The 20636-nt window shown below is 42.5% G+C and carries 14 protein-coding genes and 2 pseudogenes; 2 read left to right on the forward strand and 14 right to left on the reverse strand.

The features are described from left to right. Positions 1-38: 38 nt before the first annotated feature. The 10 genes and pseudogenes from H6G26_RS04860 to H6G26_RS04905 form a co-directional block, all read right to left on the reverse strand. Entirely contained in the window at positions 39-254 is a 216-nt protein-coding gene (locus H6G26_RS04860) for a hypothetical protein (RefSeq protein WP_190728178.1), read from the reverse strand. A 289-nt stretch (positions 255-543) separates the two neighbouring features. After that, a complete protein-coding gene (locus H6G26_RS04865; protein WP_190728179.1) occupies positions 544-1788 on the reverse strand; it encodes an S-layer homology domain-containing protein in 1245 nt (414 codons plus the stop codon). A 379-nt stretch (positions 1789-2167) separates the two neighbouring features. Continuing rightward, positions 2168-2830: pseudogene (locus H6G26_RS04870) on the reverse strand (S-layer homology domain-containing protein); the annotation flags it as partial. Positions 2831-4488: 1658 nt separating this feature from the next. Beyond that, positions 4489-5202 carry a conjugal transfer protein TrbI gene (locus tag H6G26_RS04875; protein ID WP_190728180.1) on the reverse strand — a complete coding sequence of 238 codons (714 nt, stop codon included), beginning with the start codon at positions 5200-5202 and terminating at the stop codon, positions 4489-4491. Between the two features lie 833 nt (positions 5203-6035). Beyond that, a complete protein-coding gene (locus H6G26_RS04880) occupies positions 6036-6776 on the reverse strand; it encodes a choice-of-anchor K domain-containing protein (RefSeq protein WP_242053588.1) in 741 nt (246 codons plus the stop codon). Between the two features lie 481 nt (positions 6777-7257). Beyond that, positions 7258-9471, reverse strand: coding sequence for a tetratricopeptide repeat protein (locus H6G26_RS04885; protein WP_190728181.1), 2214 nt, complete (start codon positions 9469-9471; stop codon positions 7258-7260). Between the two features lie 260 nt (positions 9472-9731). Next, positions 9732-9911: a ssl1498 family light-harvesting-like protein gene (locus tag H6G26_RS04890; protein WP_190728182.1), complete on the reverse strand. Its 180-nt coding sequence runs from the start codon at positions 9909-9911 to the stop codon at positions 9732-9734. A gap of 172 nt (positions 9912-10083) precedes the next feature. After that, positions 10084-12117: a glycine oxidase ThiO gene (gene thiO / locus H6G26_RS04895; protein WP_190728183.1), complete on the reverse strand. Its 2034-nt coding sequence runs from the start codon at positions 12115-12117 to the stop codon at positions 10084-10086. Positions 12118-12214: 97 nt separating this feature from the next. Then, positions 12215-12589 carry a hypothetical protein gene (locus H6G26_RS04900; RefSeq protein ID WP_190728184.1) on the reverse strand — a complete coding sequence of 125 codons (375 nt, stop codon included), beginning with the start codon at positions 12587-12589 and terminating at the stop codon, positions 12215-12217. A 16-nt stretch (positions 12590-12605) separates the two neighbouring features. Continuing rightward, positions 12606-12945 (reverse strand): annotated as a pseudogene (locus H6G26_RS04905) (2Fe-2S iron-sulfur cluster-binding protein). Positions 12946-13020: 75 nt separating this feature from the next. On the opposite strand from H6G26_RS04905, the gene cimA reads away from it, so the two are divergent. Further along, positions 13021-14691 carry a citramalate synthase gene (gene cimA, locus H6G26_RS04910; RefSeq protein ID WP_190728185.1) on the forward strand — a complete coding sequence of 557 codons (1671 nt, stop codon included), beginning with the start codon at positions 13021-13023 and terminating at the stop codon, positions 14689-14691. A 536-nt stretch (positions 14692-15227) separates the two neighbouring features. On the opposite strand, the gene H6G26_RS04915 is transcribed toward cimA, so the two are convergent. The 4 genes from H6G26_RS04915 to H6G26_RS04930 form a co-directional block, all read right to left on the reverse strand. Then, on the reverse strand, positions 15228-15707 hold the full coding sequence (locus H6G26_RS04915; protein WP_190728186.1) for a VOC family protein: 480 nt from the start codon (positions 15705-15707) through the stop codon (positions 15228-15230). A 64-nt stretch (positions 15708-15771) separates the two neighbouring features. Further along, complete coding sequence (locus H6G26_RS04920) at positions 15772-16545, reverse strand: enoyl-CoA hydratase/isomerase family protein (protein WP_190728187.1); 774 nt, start codon at positions 16543-16545, stop codon at positions 15772-15774. A gap of 76 nt (positions 16546-16621) precedes the next feature. Further along, the gene (locus H6G26_RS04925; protein ID WP_190728188.1) at positions 16622-17566 is read right to left on the reverse strand and encodes an AraC family transcriptional regulator; all 945 of its coding nucleotides are present in this window, start codon (positions 17564-17566) and stop codon (positions 16622-16624) included. Between the two features lie 529 nt (positions 17567-18095). Then, positions 18096-18329 (reverse strand): hypothetical protein, encoded by a 234-nt coding sequence (locus tag H6G26_RS04930; RefSeq protein WP_190728189.1) that lies wholly within the window; start codon positions 18327-18329, stop codon positions 18096-18098. 160 nt (positions 18330-18489) lie between these two features. On the opposite strand from H6G26_RS04930, the gene H6G26_RS04935 reads away from it, so the two are divergent. Continuing rightward, a complete protein-coding gene (locus H6G26_RS04935) occupies positions 18490-20622 on the forward strand; it encodes a flavin-dependent dehydrogenase (protein WP_190728190.1) in 2133 nt (710 codons plus the stop codon). The last annotated feature ends 14 nt before the right edge of the window (positions 20623-20636 follow it).

Consider the following 20636-nt stretch of genomic DNA (forward strand, 5'->3'; position numbering starts at 1 on the left):
GATAAAGGCTATTATTTGTTCTTCTAAATTCAAAATTTTTACTCTGCTCTAATCTCTAAGCTTTTATTATTAGAGTTTTTTGGAGTAATTATAGCTATAGGCTTATTTTTATTACCTATTGTACCGAAATTGAAATTAACAGAGATATTGATATTCTCTGCAATTTTTAAATCCTGAATTTCAATACCTGTAAACTTAACTCCAGGGACAAATCCTTTAAGTAATTCAATAAAATTTAATAAATCTTGATTCATAAGAATTATCTTCTTTCTTTACCACCTGATTAATTTGAGCGGTTGAACGAAAGTACTAAAATTGTATTTTTAATAAACCTTATAAAATTAGTCTCGTCTTACCTCTGGAGAGCGATTATGACTTTCATAAATTAAAAATAGCGTGAAAAAATACTTGCCTAAGTTAAATTTAGTTTAAGCAATTCTATAAAAATTTTGAGTTTGATAAAAAAACTAGCGTAAGTGCTGCATATGTACAATATACAGCAGTTACGCTAGTCTTACAATTCGACTTTAGACGTACTAATGACTACTTAAGCGAAACCAACAAATTTTGATTGATTGTCATTTGTAGATCGGTATCTGGGTCAATTGCTACTAAGTCAACACTATTTCTACCGAAGAACAAACCAATCAACGCACCGATACCAGCACCACCCAACACTTCTTCTGTGGCAATGGCGCGATCGCCTGTGACAGCAGATACCGCAGCGGCTGCACCTGCGCCCAATACAGTATTTTTAACAATTGACCCAGTACTAGTACCCTTGTTGACTCTTTCAGTTTTAGTAATCACTTCAGAGCTAGCGTTCAGTTGATACTCTTGGCCTGTAGTCAAAACCAGTTTTTCGGCAACGAATTGAGAACCACCTGTAGCAGGTTTTAGTTGACCAATAACCTGGCTACCAGCAGGAATCACTACAGATCCTTCTTGTGTAATTACGTTTTGGGATACTGTCAATGTCAAAGGCGCTGTTTCATCCTTTGTAACCAGAATTTTATCTGCCTTGTCATACTTCACGGGGATAGCAGTCCCTTGAGGAATTGTCACAGCTATAGGTGTTGGGGTAGTAGTAGACCCGACAGCGACGACATAGGGCGAGTTAATTGCTGAGGCTTGGTTAGAACTAACTAATGCTTGATAGATAAAAGCTGCTACCTGGGCGCGAGTGGCGGTTGCTGTTGGATTCAGGAACTTCACATTAGGATAGTTCACCACAATTTGCTTTTCAGTTGCTGCTGCGATCGGGCTACGGGCATAGCTAGCGATGTTAGAAGCATCGTTGAAGTATTGCAGAGTGCTTTCGGTATTACCGCTAGGAGCATATTCTAGACCGTTAGCGAGAGAAACCAAAACCTGCTGGCGGGGTATAGCTTGGTTAGGTTCAAAGCGATTACCAGGGTATCCCGATAAGAAACCAATGGTATAGGCTTGCCCAATGGCACTGGATGCCCAATAGTTGCTGGGCACATCAGCAAAATTGATTGCTTGCCGTTGCGGTGCTTTTTGGAAAGCTTTGTTGACCATAGCGGCAAATTGAGCGCGTGTCACAGGTTCTTCAGGACGGAAGCTACCATCAGGAAATCCGGCAATTACACCTCGCCTTGATAATTGTTGAATAAATTGTGCCGCCCAATAGTTAGATGAAACATCAGAAAAACTAGTTTGAGCAAAAGATGGCGAAGCTGTAATGAAAGGCGCTACAGTACCGACTGTGACGCTTAAAGCCATGAGTGCAGCTGTTCCAGATTGCAAACGATTTAAAGTAAACATTAAATTTCAACCTCGAAAAAATAATTTTTTTTACTGTTAATTAATTAGACCTTTATTGAAGTATTAAGTTCCCAATTAGTTCTTGCTTTTATAAAACAATTATTGTTAGTATCCAAAAAAAATAGATAGCAAAAATATAAAACACCTGTAAACATAGCTAGCAATAGCTAATAGCTAGAATCAGACTATTAGCGATGAACGCTATTAAAAAAGTATTTTAAAAAACATGAATACTGTATGAGACGATACAGAAATAGAATAGTTGCTGGAAAATGGATTTTTTAGGTTTAAAAATAAAGGCGATCGCACACTATAGTTGAAGTGGCGATCGCCTATTAGAGATGATTAAAGTCACAACAGACAATTAATTCCTAGGAGCTGACACGACATAGGGCGAGTTAATTGCTGGGGCTTGATTAGAACTAACTAATGCTTGGTAGATAAACGCTGCTACCTGGGCGCGAGTAGCAGTTGCGGTTGGATTCAGAGACTTCACATTAGGATAGTTCACCACAATTTGCTTCTTAGTTGCTGCTGCGATCGGGCTACGGGCATAGCTAGCAATCTTAGAGGCATCGTTGAAATACTTCAGAGTACTTTCGGTATTGCCACTGGGAGTATATCCCAGACCGTTAGCAAGAGAAACCAAAACCTGCTGGCGGGGAATAGCTTGGTTAGGCTGAAAGCGATTACCAGGATAACCTGATAAGAAACCAATCCTATAGGCTTGCCCAATGGCACTGGATGCCCAATAGTTGCTGGGCACATCAGAAAATTTGATCGCCTGCCGTTGCGGTGCTTTTTGGAAAGCTTTGTTGACCATAGCGGCAAATTGAGCGCGTGTCACAGGTTCTTCAGGACGGAAGCGACCATCAGGAAATCCGGCAATTACACCTCGCCTTGATAATTGTTGAATAAATTGTGCCGCCCAATAGTTAGATGAAACATCAGAAAAAGATGAAACATCAGAAGAAGCAGTTTGAGCCAAAGATTGCGGGGAGCATCCCACTCTGATGGGTTTGCTTTGGAAAGGAAAAGTCATTGGCTGACAAACAAAACCTGCCGACTTAGGCTCTACATAAGCTCGTTTTGGCGGATTTTGTTTGTCTAGCCGCGATTTCCAACCGCTAGATATTTTTTTTAAAGTAGGATACTTACTTAAAAACTCTGAGTCTGCAATAATATCGTTAGGGCCCTTAACACTTACCTTAGAAGCATTGATGTAGAGATTATAGTCATAAACAACGTTTTTAGTTTGATAATTACTGTTAATATTTTTCCCAGGAAAAGCATAGAGAATGTTTCTTAAAATTCTCACATCAGATGAATTATTAGCAAATATCTGCCCATCTTTAATTTCTGGACTCTGATTATTTAAAATAGCAGTGTTATTTACAATATCAACATGATCACTTAAAAACGCATGAATACCTGAGCCACCATTATTAAATGTAAGATTGTTTTGAACTAAAGTACGTCCTTTATATGCGCCCAATTTTGAGTTATTACGATTATTTTTTGTAGTATCGATAATAATCCCATTACCGTCAGTGATCTTTCCGACTTCAATCCAAGGGATGTACATGCGATTGTTGTAACTCTTGTTGTTGGTTACAAACATTTTGTATCCCCGTTTGTTGTCAAAATTCCAATTGCTCAACATCGAAATGCCACTGCAACCATAAACGCTGTACCAAGCATTATCGAATACCACGTTATTATCTATTGTCACATAGTCCGATTCAATAGTTGCAATGCCTACTCCTCCACACTTATGTACTTTGTTGTTGATAATGCGTATATGGTGAGTATGACCATTTTTTCGACCATCCACGCTGATGCAGTTTCCATTCGTCAACGGGTTTAATTTGTTATCCTTCTGACTCCTCGCATAATCAAGGCTTACATTGGCATTGTTCCCTATCACCTCAAGCCCGTTGATTTCGATATATGAAGCTCCATGTGAAATCAGGATACCATTCCATGTATTGTGCTGAATTTTGGGAAAATGCCCAGGATATGCTTTATACCTAATCCATGCATTTGCAGTACCAGAACGTTTAATACTTAATACAGTCGCAGCTTTGGCTATATTTTTGTATACTCCGTTCATAATCAATACTGTATCGCCAGGATTGGTCAGGTCTGCTGCCTTTTGAATTGTTCTAAAGGCAGATGAAGTAGAAAGTCCGTTATTTTTGTCATTTCCATTACCACTAACATAGTATGTTTTCGGTGTTGAATTTTGGCTAATTAGGTGGCGGCTGGATAGGCTCATTTCCTTGTTAGCCGATACCTGATGGGCATTTTCAAGCAAAGATATTTTTATCCTTTCTCCCTGAGCCAAAAGACTTAATACTACGGGAATTGCAAGATATGTGCTTACACTGAAACCTTGAATTACCACAAGTAAAATCTCCTTTTTTTGCCACTATTTAATAAAAATATCAGGATACTAGGTAATTTTGAATCCTCTTTTGGATTGAAAACAAAATAAAACCGATTTTCCTAGCTCCCCACATAGCTCAATTAAATAAGTATCCCAATAAGTATTGATACTGATTAAGACGATATAGAAGTAGAATGGTTGCTGTTAAATAGAATTTTTTACTGTCAAAAATGAAGGCGATCGCACTCTATAGTTGAAGTAGCGATCGCCTATCAGAGGTGATTAAAGTCACGACTTGAATTGAATTAAATTTAGTAGCGGGATTGCGGTACTAAATTCAAGTTAGAATTCAGTGTGAGCCTCAAATCTTGTGCGGGTCTAAGAACAAAGGCATTTCCTTGTTTTTTTCGCAACAACACACTTGCTCCCGCACCCGCAGCCCCACCGAGAACAGGTTTTAAATCGTCAATTTTGCGGTTCCCAGTAACTAGTGAACCTAAAAGACCAGCACCCGCACCGATAGCTGCATCAGTTAAAACCTGACCTGTGCTGGGGCCCTGTGAAACTCTTTGAGTTGTGGTGTATGTCCGAGAAGTTGCATTAATGGACTGACGCTGACCATTAGAAAATTCTAATTCTTGAGCTACAAACCGCACGCCTTTTCTTTGGTTATCATCTGTATCTCTTGAATAACTATCTAGGTCAACAGATTCTAGTCGTCCAATTACTTTAGTACCAGCAGGAATCAAGACATTTCTATTCCTGTCGATAATGTCATTCGCTATTCTCAGCGTTAAAGATTGACTTTCCCCAGGAGCAATAGTAATTGTCTCTTTCTCATAGGTAACAGGTAAAGCAACCCCAGAAGGAATGGTAACGTTTCCATATTGCCCAATTCTGTCTTGCCCAATTCTGTATTGTGCATTAGCAGGAGCTAAAGTTAATAGTGGGGCAGTGACGCTTGCGGTAACGGCTATTGCCATGAGCGCAGCTGTTCCAGATTTCCATTGATGTAAGCGTGTCATAAGAGGGTTGTCCTTTGTGTATGTGATGTATGTAATGACGAGGGTTTACTGAGTTTGTTTCTGGCTGTTTTGGAACCTGTCTATAAGCGTATTCCGAGGATAAAAGTACTTATTATGATGGGAAGTTTATGCGATCGCAATCGCTCTTTAGAATTTGTATTCTGCTAATGTGCCTTATTAGAATCAGAGGCAAGACAATTATAGGACGCAAAATGAGTATCATTTTGTTCCTAAATGCTGTTTTATTACTTATGTCCACATATCTAAGCCATTGATATAGAGGCGAATGGGCTAACTGCGAACTCTTACTTCCATTTTAGATTGACTTACTAGGACTTGGGAAATATTTTCACTTTCTTAACGAATGATTTAGCTGTGGGACTGAAAGAGCAACTAAGCTGATGCGCGCTTAAATTGTATAAACGTATAAACACTCTTTACGGTCGTTAACTGTTGACGGTTATCAGTCATCAGCCTTCATGTAAATGTTCAAGTTAAATGCGTAACAGCTTACTATTTTTACCAGTAACCTTGAAATAGTTAGCCCTATCAATTTTTGATGCGATCGCAGCAATTCTTGTGCTGGGTTAAAATTTATTCAATTGCCATCAAGAAAAATAAAATATGGAGGTTTATAACAGTTCTTAATTGCGGAAAATAATAGAACCAGTTGTGTGCAGGGTTTAACATACTTGAGTAAACTGGCGTACTGTTTGTAGAGCTTCCCTCAAGTATGAGAACCGCTATAAACTTCATATTGGAGCAGAAAAATTATCTAGTGTAATTACATCCTTAAGGGCAAACAGGAGCAGATGTTCTAAGACCCAAAGCTCTTATGATTTCTTCTCCAGTAATTTTTTACGAGATATCAGGTATATCCCTACCAAGGATAGACCCACCACTGTTGCAGGTTCGGGTATGGTTTTGGTTTTAATTTTGGCATAAATAGCTGTTGTAGTTGTGGCTGCTTCAAGAGCCTTAATATTTATCTGGTCAACATCTGGATTAAAGCCAGTTAGCTCAAGCGTGTATTCATTACCATCAAAACTAAAACTGCGATTGCTCAAATTTGTGTCTATAAATACAAAGTCTGCATTCTCTTCAGGATCTGTTGCGTTATTAGGTGTATTTACTAGACGCAAGTTAAAGCCAAAAAATTGGCTGGCTCCAACGGGAGGGCTAAAGGATAGATTGAGATTTAGAGGTACAGATTCAACGCTTGTACCTTCACCTACCGTTCCATTAAAGTAAGTTAAATCACCTACTTTGAATGCATAGTTGATCTCAGTTGAAAATGAATTTCCATTAAAGTTAAGTTGATTTGAGCCTGTTATCGTACACTCACTAGGGCCTGGTAGACACACATTAGGATCACCCCAAGTAAATGTGTTGCTTCCCACACCTGTGTATATGGGATTGGTATCGGTGCTTCCTGGAGTAGGTTCACCCCATGTACCACTAGAGATTCCAGAAAAAGTTAGAGCATATACTTGGTCAGAAAAACCAAGTGTTGTGGTTGCACCGACAAAAAAACTAGATATAGCAGTCGCAAAAACCAAACTTAATTTCATCATTTAAGTATCCAAATCTCAATACTGGAGCTTTTTTCAATTATGTATCTAGTCTAACTTAGTAAATTTACTTAAAATTGCCAATGGTTTATTGTATTCTTTATACATTTTTAGTATTTTTCATAAAATATTATTGAAAACTTTACATATTAAGCTAAGTTTATGTCATAGTAAAATACTTTACTAATTTGTTATTAGTAAAAGAGTAATTGCAATGGTTACCTTACTTGGTTCCCTGATTAATTGTCAAGCCAATATAAAGTTCCTCTTTTCGAGCGACAAAAACTCATGATACAGAGCAACTAATAATACTTTTGACTTTTGACTTTTGAACGCCAGTTGCTACCCTGCGGGTTCCGCGTTAGCGGTACAAGTGGGGAAACCCGCCCAACACACTGGCTCCTTTTGCCTTCCGCCTTGCGGTACTAGTGCCAATTGAGAAGTCCTTAATCAGGTTCATCCTCAAGGGTTATCGGCATATGTTTTATAACTTTGACAAAATCTCTGGCAACAACTGACTAGGAACTTTAGATAAAGCCAGATTTTGTCCCTGTATACCTAACTCATTATGAAAAGCACGAATAGTTTTTACCACATAAGTAAATGTTGTTTGATAAGCCTCTGGTTGTTTGCTCAATCCGTTTAAGGCTTGCAAATGGTTGTCTAAAGATGTTTCTAGGTGTTGAGAACGTGTTGCTTTGTCACCATTAAACGACTTATCTATTACTAGCTGATAATGTGCCAGTCCCAGGTTATTATAAGAGGCTAGCAAATCAAAACTTAAAAGAGTACCGCTAAGTGAGTGAGCCAAATCTATGGCCTCTTCGTAAGCGCTGATACATAGTTGCAGATACTTTTGCCGTGCCTCTTTAGTTGTCTGAGATAGGTTTGCTAGATGCCAGTAAGCAGTACCTAGATTATTTTGTGTAGCAGCGCAGGCGCTGGGAACATTAGCTGGAGTGCGATACTTGAGAGCTTCGCTATATACATCTATAGCTAGCTGAAGATTTTGGGCAGGTTGTTCGTATTGTGCCAGATTCCAACAGGCAGTACCAATGTTGTTTTGAATCATGCCATACTTAAGTGGTTCCTGTTCGGGGTTGTAGTATACAAGTGCTTGGTTGTAAGCTGCGATCGCTTTCTTTAAATGCACAATCGGTTGGTTGTATTGCCCTAGATGCCAGTAAGCAGTACCCAAATTGTTCTGGCAAGCCGCATACTTTAATGAGTCCATGTCGGCTGTACGGTAGCTAAGTGCTTGATTGTAAGCTAAAACTGCTTGCTGCCAGTTTTCAGATGGGTGAGAAAAACGAGCTAAATCACCATAAGCCGTCCCCAAATTATTTTGCACACGAGCATAAGTTTCCCGATGCGTCTGGGGTGAGATCATGTTTAACGCCAACTGATAAAATTCTATTGCCTGCTCTATATAAGTTTTTCCTTCCTCAGAATTGGGTGGTGTGCGGTATAGCATCCAGTAGAGTGTACCCAAATCATTCAAGATATCTGGGAGTTGTGGTGAGGTTTCGTCATAGCTAATTGCCTCCTGATAGGCAATAATTGCCACCATCAGATTTTCTAGGGTTGAATCTCCTTGCTCAATGCGAAGGCGGTATAAAGTACCCAAGCGATGATAAGCTTCTGCCAGTACCTCCACTGGAACTTGTTTTTCGTGTAATTCTTCAATCTCCAGCAAAATCTGCTGCGGTTGCAAATAATCCTCTGTATCTTGAGCAATATTTGTATTTATTGTTGCTATTACTAGCTCCGTTAACTCGCTACTAATATAAGATAAAGACGACAGCGATTGAGGATTACTCTTACTACCAGAACGATTAGGAGATTCCTGCTGTTGTAGCGCAGCCTTCAATAAATCCGCTATTGGCGGCGAAGCTTCCTGGATTTTGTGTACACCATTCCCTTGTGTTTCTGCCGGAAAATCGGAATTATTCTTAAACTTGAACTCGGTGACTGCGGTTGTGAGTTCTCCTGGGGTAACTGATTCATCTAAAATCGACTGCTCAAGATTCCCTAAATCCAAGCTTTTGGAACTAGAAAAACGTTCTGGATAGCCCGAATTGTGAGTTGCTGGTGTGGGTTCTCCAGCAAACACAAATACACCAGTCCGACAACGCCAAAACTGTGGCGCTGATTGCTTGATAGCAGATAACCAAGGGCGCGGTATCCACAACAGCAAGTTAGATTCTAGGAATCGGCTAGATTCTTGTATAGAGAAATATTGTTCGCTTAAGCGGAGATGGTGCAAAAATAACCGTTGTGTAGCAACTGGTTGTTTGGTGAGATGCTCCACGCCAACAATCTGAAATGCTGGTACTGCAAAAGGTCTTCCAGGGGTATCTTTTGATGCCCCAATAATTGGCGGTGGATAATTTGCCAACCATTGATTTATTTGAATTATGGGATTGGGATCGTTTAAATTTAAACGCAACGTAACTAATCGCGGATAGGCTGGAGTGCTATTTTCCTGGGCATTTGATGGCTGAGATAGCACTTGTCCAATAGGATAAGCCAATGTTGAATGCAAACGACCCGCTATTTGATTTCTTAAGTATAAATTATCACATACGGCTAAAAATAATTGTCGTCGTAAGCCAAGACTTAGGGCAAGTTTCAAGCGGTGATATACTTGCCGGTTCAAAGCAGAATTATCATTGTGTGCAGTATCATTTACGCTCATGGCAGCTAAAGAGCGAAAACACAGTACATATCACTTTTCTTGGCGTATTTAAGTGGGCTAAACTCATAATAGAAATGATTTTTAAACTAACGCTCTGCTGCTCAGGATAAACCAAGCTTTTCAGGTTTAGTAAAATAAGATAGTATATAATTATACTCTAATTAATCATTCAATTTTAACAAAAAATAAAAAACCAGGCCCCTTTTAAAATTGGAACCTGAAATATAAAAAAAATGAAATCTTATTAAAATGTTTTACGATCAACTGCTTTGAGAAACAAAGAAAGCGACTGAAATCAACCCGCCAACCAAAACTGTAGCAGCGATTCCTAGAAAGAGATAAGTTCGCTTTTGCCCTTCCGTGGGAGGTTCTGCTTGATAAATCTTTGGTTCGCGGGCAAAATTATTCAGAAGACCGCCTTCTTCGTTTGTATAGGGCATGAATTGATTCCTTTATCTTGATTGTTCATTTAATGTTACATAAATGCTAGATCCGCTCTTAAACTGCTAGACAAATCGTTACATTATTGGAGGTTGGGGATTGGGGATTAGATATTGGGTATTTTCCTTGTCTCCCTTGTCCGTATATCCCCCATGCCCCATGCCTCATTCCTTAACTAGTAATCGTCCCAGTCAGAGGAGAACTAGGACTGGCGTAGTCTTTGATAGGCATCCTGCCAGCAAGGTATGCCAAACGACCGGCAACTGTTGCTAAATTCATGGCACGAGCCATTGCTGCTGGGTTTGGAGAAAGAGCGATCGCACTATTAATCAACAAAACATCTGCTCCCAATTCCATTGCCTGAGCAGCTTCTGAGGGTGAACCAATACCAGCATCCACCACTACGGGCACATTCGCATTTTCGATGATGATTTGGATGTTGGCGGTTGTTTTTAGCCCTTGTCCAGAACCAATCGGCGATGCCAAAGGCATTACCGTAGCACAGCCTACTTCTTCTAAACGCTTGGCTAACATGGGGTCAGCATTAATATAGGGCAATACAGCAAAACCTTCTTTAACTAGTTGTTCTGCGGCTTGCAGCGTCCCAATCGGATCTGGGAGCAAATACTTAAGGTCAGGTATTACTTCTAACTTGACAAAGTTATTATCTTCCTGCCCTAGCAATTTCGCCATTTCTCGCCCCAAACGGGCCACCCGAATCGCCTCTTCAGCAGTTTGGCAACCTGCGGTATTGGGCAACATCCAAATTTTTGTCCAATCTAAGGCTTCAGCTAAACCTTCATGTCCGGGGGCCTTGGTTTGTACCCGTCGGACTGCCACGGTGACAATCTGGCAATCACTGGCGGCAACGCTTTGCTGCATTTCTTCGATGCTGCGATACTTACCAGTTCCAGTCATCAAGCGGGATTGAAAGGTTTTACCAGCAATAATTAGTGGTGAATCTTGAATGGCGAGTGGTGGCTGCTGTGGCGATATGGCAGGATGATGCCCGTTGGAGAAATTGGCAGAGTGAGTCAGCATTGGGGTAGAGGTAGATGGTTGGGACTGGAAGCGCGAATAGTGAAAATCAGCAAGTAGGGGGTCAGACTTTTGTTCCAAGATTAAATCAGCAATCAATGCAGCTGTTACGGGTGCAAGTAGAATTCCGTTACGGTAATGACCTGTAGCAAGAGTTAAATTTGGACAGTGGCTAGTGCCAAGGATGGGCAGCTCATCAGGGGTGGCTGGGCGAAATCCCCACCAGAATTCTTGGATGGGATAATACTTTAGCTGGGGATACAAGCGAATGGCAGCTTGTAATAGTTTTTGAATGCCTTCTGGGGTGTTGTTAGCGGTAAAGCCAACATCTTCGCTGGTTGCGCCAAGAACAAGGCGATCGCGTCTTGGTACGATGTAAATATCCTGCCCAAACAAAACCCGCTTCAAAGGCAATTCCGGCGCAAATTCTGGTATCCGCACACTCAGCATTTGTCCTTTTCTGGGACGCACGGGTACTGGTAACAACTCATTTGACCAAGCACCTGAAGCTAAAACATAGTGCGCGGCGCGAATCATTCCAGCATTGGTTTGCACGCCAACCACTTTTCCTTGCTGCTGTAAAAATGCTTCTACTGTAATGCTGTCTTTGAGTTCAACACCAACAGACTCAGCAACTGTCCACAATACGTGAGCTAGAGCTTTATTATCAACTAGTGCATCTTCAGGATACCACCAGCCACCAGCGACCTCTGCTCCCAATCCTGGCTGATATTGATGAATTGCCTCTTTGTTTAACCAGTAAGCAGGGGATGAGGCGGGGGGGCAGGGGGAACGGTGCAGAGGAGAGGAATTTTCCCCCTGCTCCCTGCTCCCTGCTCCCTGCTGCCTGCCCCCTGCTCCCTGCCCTGCCTCTTCAAAGACGGGTGCGAGGATACCGCAGGGCCGGTAGCCAGTATTTAACCCAGTTAATTCTTCTAGTTTGCGCGTCCATTCGGGATATAAAGCACGCGATCGCCAACACAAGGAACGCATTGCTCCATTAGTGATGTTTTCCGCATCTGGTGCCAACATCCCAGCAGCGGCATGGGTAGCGGCAGCCTGAAAGTCACGACAAAACACGGTGACACTTGTCCCGCGCAGTTTTAGTTCAATGGCGATCGCTAAACCAATAACGCCGCCACCAATAATTACAATCTCACTAGTCATTAGTCATTTATTATTAGCTATTTATCATTAGTACATAACTAATAACTCATAACTAAAACTCATAACTTATAACTTGTAACTAAACATGGATGTATCATTACCACAAAGCACGAATAGGTTCGTTGCCTTGATTTACATCAGTGGATGGTGTATCAGTTTGTGAAGTATCTGTATTAACGTCGGTTGTACTGTCAGTATTCTGGGCAACGCTACTTCTGTTGTCAGGTCTTGGGGCTACAATAGTGCGTCTAGGTTGGTTTGTTTCAGTTGTTTCATTTCCTTCAGTTGCAGCTTCATCATTCCTGCTGCCAGCACCGCTATTAACATTGATATTAGCTGGGAGGACTTGTGATTTTCTTTCACTGGGATTGTTAGCACTTTGTACGCCCATAGGAAAGTTGATGCCTAGTAATGTACCAAGCAGAATGGCTAAACCTCCAGCCATTAAAATTAAGGGTGTCCATCTACCCATCTTGTCTTACTCCTTTTTAACCTTTTGGTGTCCACACTATTCGAGAACCTTGTCCCCAAAATCCATCAAACTTTGTCACTTTCACGTCGCCTAAAACCTGAGTTTGACAGGCTAAACGCAAGTCTGTTGTAGGAGAATGGGGAGGAAGCGAACGTCGTGTTCGATCACGCCAATTCGCTGCTGATACTTCACCCTCTACCTTAACCGCGCAGGTTCCACAACTGCCAATGCCCCGACAGTTTATTACCTTAGCACCGTCATTGTAGAGGTTAATACTATTATTGCAGCAAAATTTTTCGGAGATTGCTTCCCTGCTCGCACTCAATTGTTTTACCTTGAGCTAGTATCTTAGGCATTTTTAAATTGCCAAACTGGCGTTTTGTTGTATATTGACACATTGCCTCGAAAGTTGTCTCCTCGGTCCCAGTTTTATGACCACAAATTCCTCACCTCAACTTTGGCTCTATGACACTACATTACGGGATGGCACTCAGCGCGAGGGGCTATCAGTATCCATAGAAGATAAGTTACGCATTGCCAAGAGACTCGATCAACTGGGAATTCCCTTTATTGAAGGCGGTTGGCCTGGCGCTAATCCCAAGGATGTACAATTCTTCTGGCAACTCCAAGAAGATCCGCTAAAACAAGCTGAAATTGTGGCTTTTTGTTCGACTCGACGCCCCAACACCACTGCTGCAACCGAACCGATGCTACAGGATATTTTGGCTGCGGGAACTCGCTGGGTAACGATTTTTGGCAAGTCTTGGGATTTACATGTCACAGCCAGCCTCAAGACGACATTAGAAGAAAATTTGGCGATGATTCGTGACACCATTGAGTACCTCCGTTCTCAAGGTCGTCGCATTATCTACGATGCCGAACATTGGTTTGATGGTTACAAGCATAATCCAGATTACGCTTTACAGACATTAGAGGCTGCGATCGCATCTGGTGCTGAATGGCTAGTCTTGTGTGATACTAATGGTGGCACTTTACCCCACGAAATTAGCCAAATTGTTCAAGATGTGGTAAGGGTGACTGGGGACTGGGGAATGGGGAAAGATTCTTCCCAATCCCCAATCCCTAATCCCCAATCCCCAATTCCCCAAATTGGAATTCATACTCATAACGATTCGGAAATGGCGGTTGCTAACGCTCTAGCCGCCGTGATGGCAGGGGCAAAGATGGTACAGGGCACAATTAATGGTTACGGTGAACGTTGTGGTAATGCTAACCTCTGTTCGTTAATTCCCAATTTACAACTGAAGGCGGGTTACAGTTGTATCACAGAAGACCAGCTAACACAACTTACAGAAGCTAGTCGTTTTGTGAGTGAGGTGGTCAACCTTGCACCAGATGAACACGCTCCCTTTGTGGGACTTTCGGCTTTTGCCCACAAAGGCGGTATTCATGTATCAGCCGTGGAACGTAATCCCCTGACTTACGAACACATTCAGCCGGAACAAGTCGGGAATCATCGCCGTATCGTGATTTCTGAACAGTCTGGACTTAGCAATGTTTTAGCCAAAGCCCGCAGTTTTGGAATTGACTTAGATCATCAAAAGGCAGAAGCCAAGCAAATTCTCCAGCGCCTCAAAGATTTAGAGAGTGAAGGATTTCAATTTGAAGCAGCAGAGGCTAGTTTTGCGCTGTTGATGCACGAAGCTTTGGGAGGCCGCCAGAAGTTTTTTGAAGTCAAAGGTTTTCAAGTCCACTGTGACTTGATTGAGGGGAAAGAAACTACCAATGCCCTAGCCACAGTCAAACTCGCTGTTGACGGGAAAAATATTCTGGAGGCGGCGGAAGGTAACGGGCCCGTTGCTGCTTTGGATGCGGCTTTACGAAAAGCTTTGGTAAACTTTTATCCCCAAATAGCAACCTTTGATTTGACAGATTATAAAGTGCGGATTCTCAACGGACATACGGGTACTGCGGCAAAAACTCGTGTGTTGGTAGAATCAGGCAATGGTCGTCAACGCTGGACAACAGTAGGGGTTTCTACCAATATTTTGGAGGCTTCCTATCAAGCTGTGGTGGAGGGCTTGGAATATGGTTTGTTATTGCACTCTCAAGCGGAAGCAGTGGTAAAAGCTTCTAGTTGACAAAAAATATGATGTAGTGTAATTTTGTGCGATTGCGGCTACTCTAGCTGTATAGACTTTGTAAACAGAAAGTATTTTATGTATTCCACATAACCAGTACTTACGCACTCAGATCCCCCAACCCCCTTAAAAAGGGGGCTTTAGAAGTTCCCCCCTTTTTTAGCTACGGTGTACACACAAGTCTTATAGAGTTGCCCCAGAGCCTTTTGATCCCCCCAACCCCCCTTAAGAAGGGGGGCAAAAGTCTCTTAAAGTCCCCCTTTTTAAGGGGGATTTAGGGGGATCTCCAACGATTTTGGGTCTGTACAGAGATGTGTGTACACCGTAGCCTTTTTAAGGGGGGCTAGGGGAGATCTAGGTTTCAGGCTTCAGTGCGTAAGTCCTAATAACATGGAATTTAGTGTAATGCCCGTCAGGTAGAAAAAATGAAGCTAGGCGGCAACGAACAAGGCAAAATATTAACCCAAGACGAATTAAGGCGATTATTCACCGAAGGGCCACTTAACCTTCCGCGATCACGCGCTCTGTTTGTCTTGTTAACTTTCCGTACGTCCCGTTCGTAGGTAGTTGAGGATTTGGTCGTTTTTCTCCCAAAAAGCAACTAGATTACCGTCCAGATCACGAAATGCTGTCACCTTTGTTCCCAAGTGAGGCAGAAAATTGCTCTCCCACATCAAATCCACGCCTTTTTCTTTCAGTTCGGCATCTGCGACTGCAATGTTGTCCACAAAGAATACCAGGTTGCGTAAACCTGTAATTTGCAGGTGAAAAGGTGGATCTTTGCGCTCAGGCTCTAAGTTAATGGGTTCAGGATAGTGAATCAGGTCGATGTAAAGTTCGTTTTTCTCCATCAGAGCTAACTCAATCCCTTCAATCGCAGGTGTTTGATATTTAAGTTTGAAACCCAATTTATCGGTATACCAAGCGATCGCTTCATCCAAATTCATCACTGATAGTGCAACGTTGACAAGCTGTAAGCTTTCAATTCCCTGGCTTTGCTGTTGATTCTGAATCACAGTATTCCTCCTCTCGTCAGTTTGGTAAACGATGCTTAAACTATCTATTGAATACATCGATTGATTACGAATCTTTTGGCTTCACGGCTGAGATGATTGAAAGTCCCTCTAAACCCATGTCAAATGAAAGTTCATCAATTACTTTTCGCTTGAGGGTTCGGGTAAACATCAGCCGGGTGTAGCGGCGTGTATATGGGTCAAGGCGAAGAAGTTGCTCGGCTAACTCATTGGCTCTAGCCAGCAGTTTGGCACGGGGATGAACCTCATTGACCATGCCAATTTGCAACGCTTCAGAAGCGGTCAGTTTCTGCATTGTTAACAGGAAATAATGCCCTCGAATATCACCTATTGCAGCCGTATAGAGAATCTGCACCCCGTCGGCTGGTACAACCCCGCCCCCGACAGATAAATGCTGGTTATCTTGAAAGTACGCCTCCTCAGCTGCCAAAATGATATCTGCCATTAACGCATACTCGCCATGAATGGGAGCAGGGCCGTTAACGGCTGATATCACAGGAACACCAATGTCAAGAAAATTGTAAAGAAGGTGGCGAGCTTCCGTAAGAATGGCATACCAGCCAGCGGGTTTTGTAATATCATCCACAGTGGAAAAGTCAATGTGGCTAATCCATTGGTCACCAGCACCCGTGAAGATGACAACTTCATTCTGGCGATCGCGGGCAATTTCACCAAACGCATCTGGAAACTCCCGATGTGCCTTACCTGTATGGATATGCGAACCGCCATTGGTATGCATTGTGACTGTCAAGATACCAGAGTCGGTGCGCTCCATTTGGAGATTTTCGTACTTATCTTTGTAGGTTTCAAAACTAGCCATGAGTATTCTCTCCTTCAAAATTCTGTTAGAGTAAGTGATTCACACCATTCAATGCCTACTCCAACTCTAGGAGGACTCAGGCGGTGCAGTCTTGGACGCTCTTGTCAATCCAAAGGACGTTCTTGCTGTTTTGCTGAATGACTTTAGGCGAAACCCCTAAAATCCGCTTGAAATAGCGACTGAGGTGACTTTGATCATAAAAACCAACATGGGTGGCAACATCAGCGATCGCCATTTCACCCTGTTGCAACAACTCCTTAGCACGTTCAACCCGACAACGAATTTGATACTGATGGGGTGCTGAACCTGTTGATTGTTTGAATAAACGAGCAAAATGATACGAACTCAGATTTACCTCAGTCGCAATTTCATCCAAACTTAAATCCTGGTCTAAATGTTCTTGAATGTAGCCGATCGCCCGTTGTAATTTAGACTTAGATAAACCACCAGAGTATTGCCTGACCGTTTTCTCAATGCTGCTATACTCTCTGATTAAATGAACAGCTAAAGCATTGGTTAATGATTCAGCGTAGAGACGATTGCCTAGTTTTTCAGACTCTAATTCTTTCTGAAGCAGATGACCTATATGCTGAATTTGGAGGTCAGCCCCAGCAAAACAATTGAGAACTTCAACACGAGCAGCATCCACTTCGACTGCTTCTAGTGCAACCTTCGCAACAAATGTTGGTTCAAAGCACAGGTGTAAAACATCCACTTTGCTATCCCAATACCATTGGGTCGCGTGGTTTGCAGGTGTCAGGATAATCTCTCCCTTTGCAACTTGTCCTTCATAAACTTGTCCATCAAGCTGTTGCACGAGGCGGTAGGGTGAACCACAGTTTAAGGTGATCAGGTGTTCAGAGAGCGGAGGACAAACTAATTCATTAGCGGGATGATGATGGTATTCAATCACGATGCCGTTCCAACCCTTCGATTTACTCGACAAAACTGGCTGATCTGGCAACTCATTCAGAAGGCTAACCATTTCGAGTGATTCATCCTTAGACTGGCTTTGACGCATCGGATTGAGTTTCTAGAAGCTATATGAGAAGTATACAGTGGTGGTTAAAGCGATCGCCTCACCACCAACCTCAAAATACTGCTCCACATTTTCCGACTAATACCCAGTGCTGATATGGTTAAATTAGTGGCTTCTGTGCCGTGAATGCAAAAATAGCAGGTCAATTCCCGATAGATAATCATTCTCACCTAACAGCGAAAGTGCGATCGCTCAACTGAGTTGTGTGCCAAAAACATTTATTCCACGTTCAAAGAGCATGAGGATTGATCCAAAAAAAAGACCCTTAGTTTGCACCAGAGGTCTTTCGCTTTAAGAACGTTGTAAAATTCATTAGCAACGTAAAACGCTGATATGGTTAAATTAGTGGCTTCTGTGCCATGAATGCAAAAATAGCAACCCAATTGCCAATTCCAGATATGTTACTCCTATACCTAAAATGCGTAGGCGCAGCCCGCCGCAGGCATCACCAACATTTAGGTGCAAACCTAGAAATCAATGCTGCGACAAAAACTTCATCATATACAAGATTTTAGGAGAACTTTTCCCAGGATTGGGCGACTAATTGGGTTAACCAGCGACGTTGTTGCTGATCCAACAGGGAATCATCTGCTAGCAACTGAGCGGTTAATTCTTCCAAAGATTGACCCTGAGCACGGACAATTTTAATTACTCCAGCGATCGCACTGGCAACCAGTTCTTCATCAATCGGCTGTTGTCGCAGGGCAACAATTTCCTGGGGACTGTCTGGAATGGGATAATTCATGGCGTGGGTTTACAGCAATACAAAATGTACAATAAATTTGAAAAATTATTAAAATTTCTTTACTTAATCTTTACGAAAGTAATAGGGCGGAGTGTACTTTACTTTGTGCCTTCATAAAATCTGTCTTAGTGAGTAGATTGATCGGAGATGTCAGGAAACGATGAGAGAAATCCTTTATTTAGAAGTACCAACTCCAGATATAGCAACTGTGCGTAACTGGTTACAAACAGATTTTGAACCCGGAAATGGAGAAAAAGTGCTTACCTCGGAAGGCTTTCGCCTCCAAATTCCCACTGCAACTACAACTGCTGGGGTAGCTATTTCCGAAAACTTGCCTGCGGAACTTTCGGTATTTGTCTGGTCGGTGCAACGAACTACCTATCTGAAAGTGTTTCGTTGGGCAGAACAGCCTTTTCCCAATGAAGGACAAATCTTGCAACACCTAACCAAGGAAATCAGAAGCCGTTTTCCGCATCATTACCCAGAACCGCCAGCGATTGATTTATCTAAGCAATCGATTTTTGCAGCGCTAGGCTCTGCTTATCCCCTTACCGTCAAGTATTTTCAGAAAATGCCCAACGGTGAATATGACTTAACACGTGCGTATTGGTGGGAACAACGATGGCGCGAAGGAGTACGGAATCCGCAGCAGCCTCGTCAAGTGGTGTTTTCCAGTCGAGGGGGCAGGGGAGCAGGGGGAGTAGGGGAAGATAAGAAAATAATATCTTCCTCATCTCCGACTTACGACATCATCTACATTGGTGGCGCACTAGGCGCGATTCATGCAGCATTGATGGCAAAACTGGGATATAAAGTCCTGCTGGTGGAACGAATGTCCTTTGGGCGAATGAACCGAGAGTGGAATATTTCCCGTGATGAGATTCAAAGTTTTGTTAACCTGGGTTTACTCACCCCCACTGAGTTAGAAACCATCATTGCCAGGGAATACAAAGACGGATTCAATAAGTTTTTTGATGCTAATAATCCATCCAAACTGCGATCGCCTGTCCTCCACACACCTACAGTCCTAAATTTAGGCTTAGATTCCGAAAAATGGCTCCAAATGTGTGGGCAAAAACTGCAAGCAGCAGGCGGTGAAATCTGGGATGAAACAGAGTTTATCCGTGCAGATATTGATATATCACAAGTTACTTTGAAAGTCAAGCACTTACCTAGTCAGGTTGAGAAGCAAGTAAGTGGACGACTGCTAATAGATGCGATGGGGACTGCATCTCCCATCGCTTGGCAATTAAATGGTGGCCGTGCTTTTGATAGTGTATGTCCGACAGTGGGAGCGGCAATTGAGAGCGGATTTGAGCCGCAAGTGTGGGATTCCCAATATGGGGACGTTCTCTACAGTCATGGGGATATCTCGCGGGGAAGGCAGTTAATTTGGGAATTGTTTCCCGGAGCAGGTGAGGAACTGACGATTTATTTATTTCATTACCACGAAGTCAATGCTAAAAATCCCGGTTCTTTGCTAGAGATGTACGAGGACTTTTTCACGATTTTGCCAGAGTATCGCAGGTGCGATATGGACAAATTAGTGTGGAAGAAGCCGACATTTGGATATATACCAGGGCATTTTAGTGTGGGAAGTAGCGATCGCACAGTTGCCTTTGATCGATTGATTGCGATCGGTGATGCGGCATCACTCCAGTCTCCCCTCGTTTTTACTGGTTTTGGTTCGCTAGTTCGCAACTTAGAGCGGTTAACTACGCTGTTGGATACTGCTCTCAAACATGACTTGTTGAGTTTCCGCCACTTGAACAAAATTCGCGCTTACCAAAGCAACGTTTCAGTGACTTGGCTATTTTCCAAAGGCATGATGGTACCCACTGGGAAATTTTTACCACCCCAACGGATTAACTCCATGCTCAACACCTTCTTTGGACTGTTAGCAGACGAACCCCAAGAAGTAGCAGATAACTTTATCAAAGATAGGTGTGATTGGTTAACCTTTAACCGCCTAGCACTTAAAGCAGCTACAAAAAATCCTGCCTTACTTTTATGGATTTGGGAACTTGCTGGGCCTAGAGATTTAGTGCGATGGCTTGGTAGTTATTTTAACTTCGGTCGTCATGCCCTAATTAGCTCTTTGCTGAGTCCGTGGTTCCCCCGCTTCTTGAACCGGGTAGGTTTTTGGCTAGAACCCCGAAATCCAGGCTTGTGGCTGTGGCTGCTGGCGATTAATTATGCGATCGCTACAGGCAAACCGCGATCGCGCTCTCAAGTAGTAAAAGCCAACCCAGAAGCTATAATACCGAAGTCAGAAGTAAGAATTAGTCATTAGTCATTAGTCATTGG

The organism is Nostoc sp. FACHB-888 (genome assembly GCF_014696655.1).
Taxonomy (GTDB): domain Bacteria; phylum Cyanobacteriota; class Cyanobacteriia; order Cyanobacteriales; family Nostocaceae; genus Nostoc.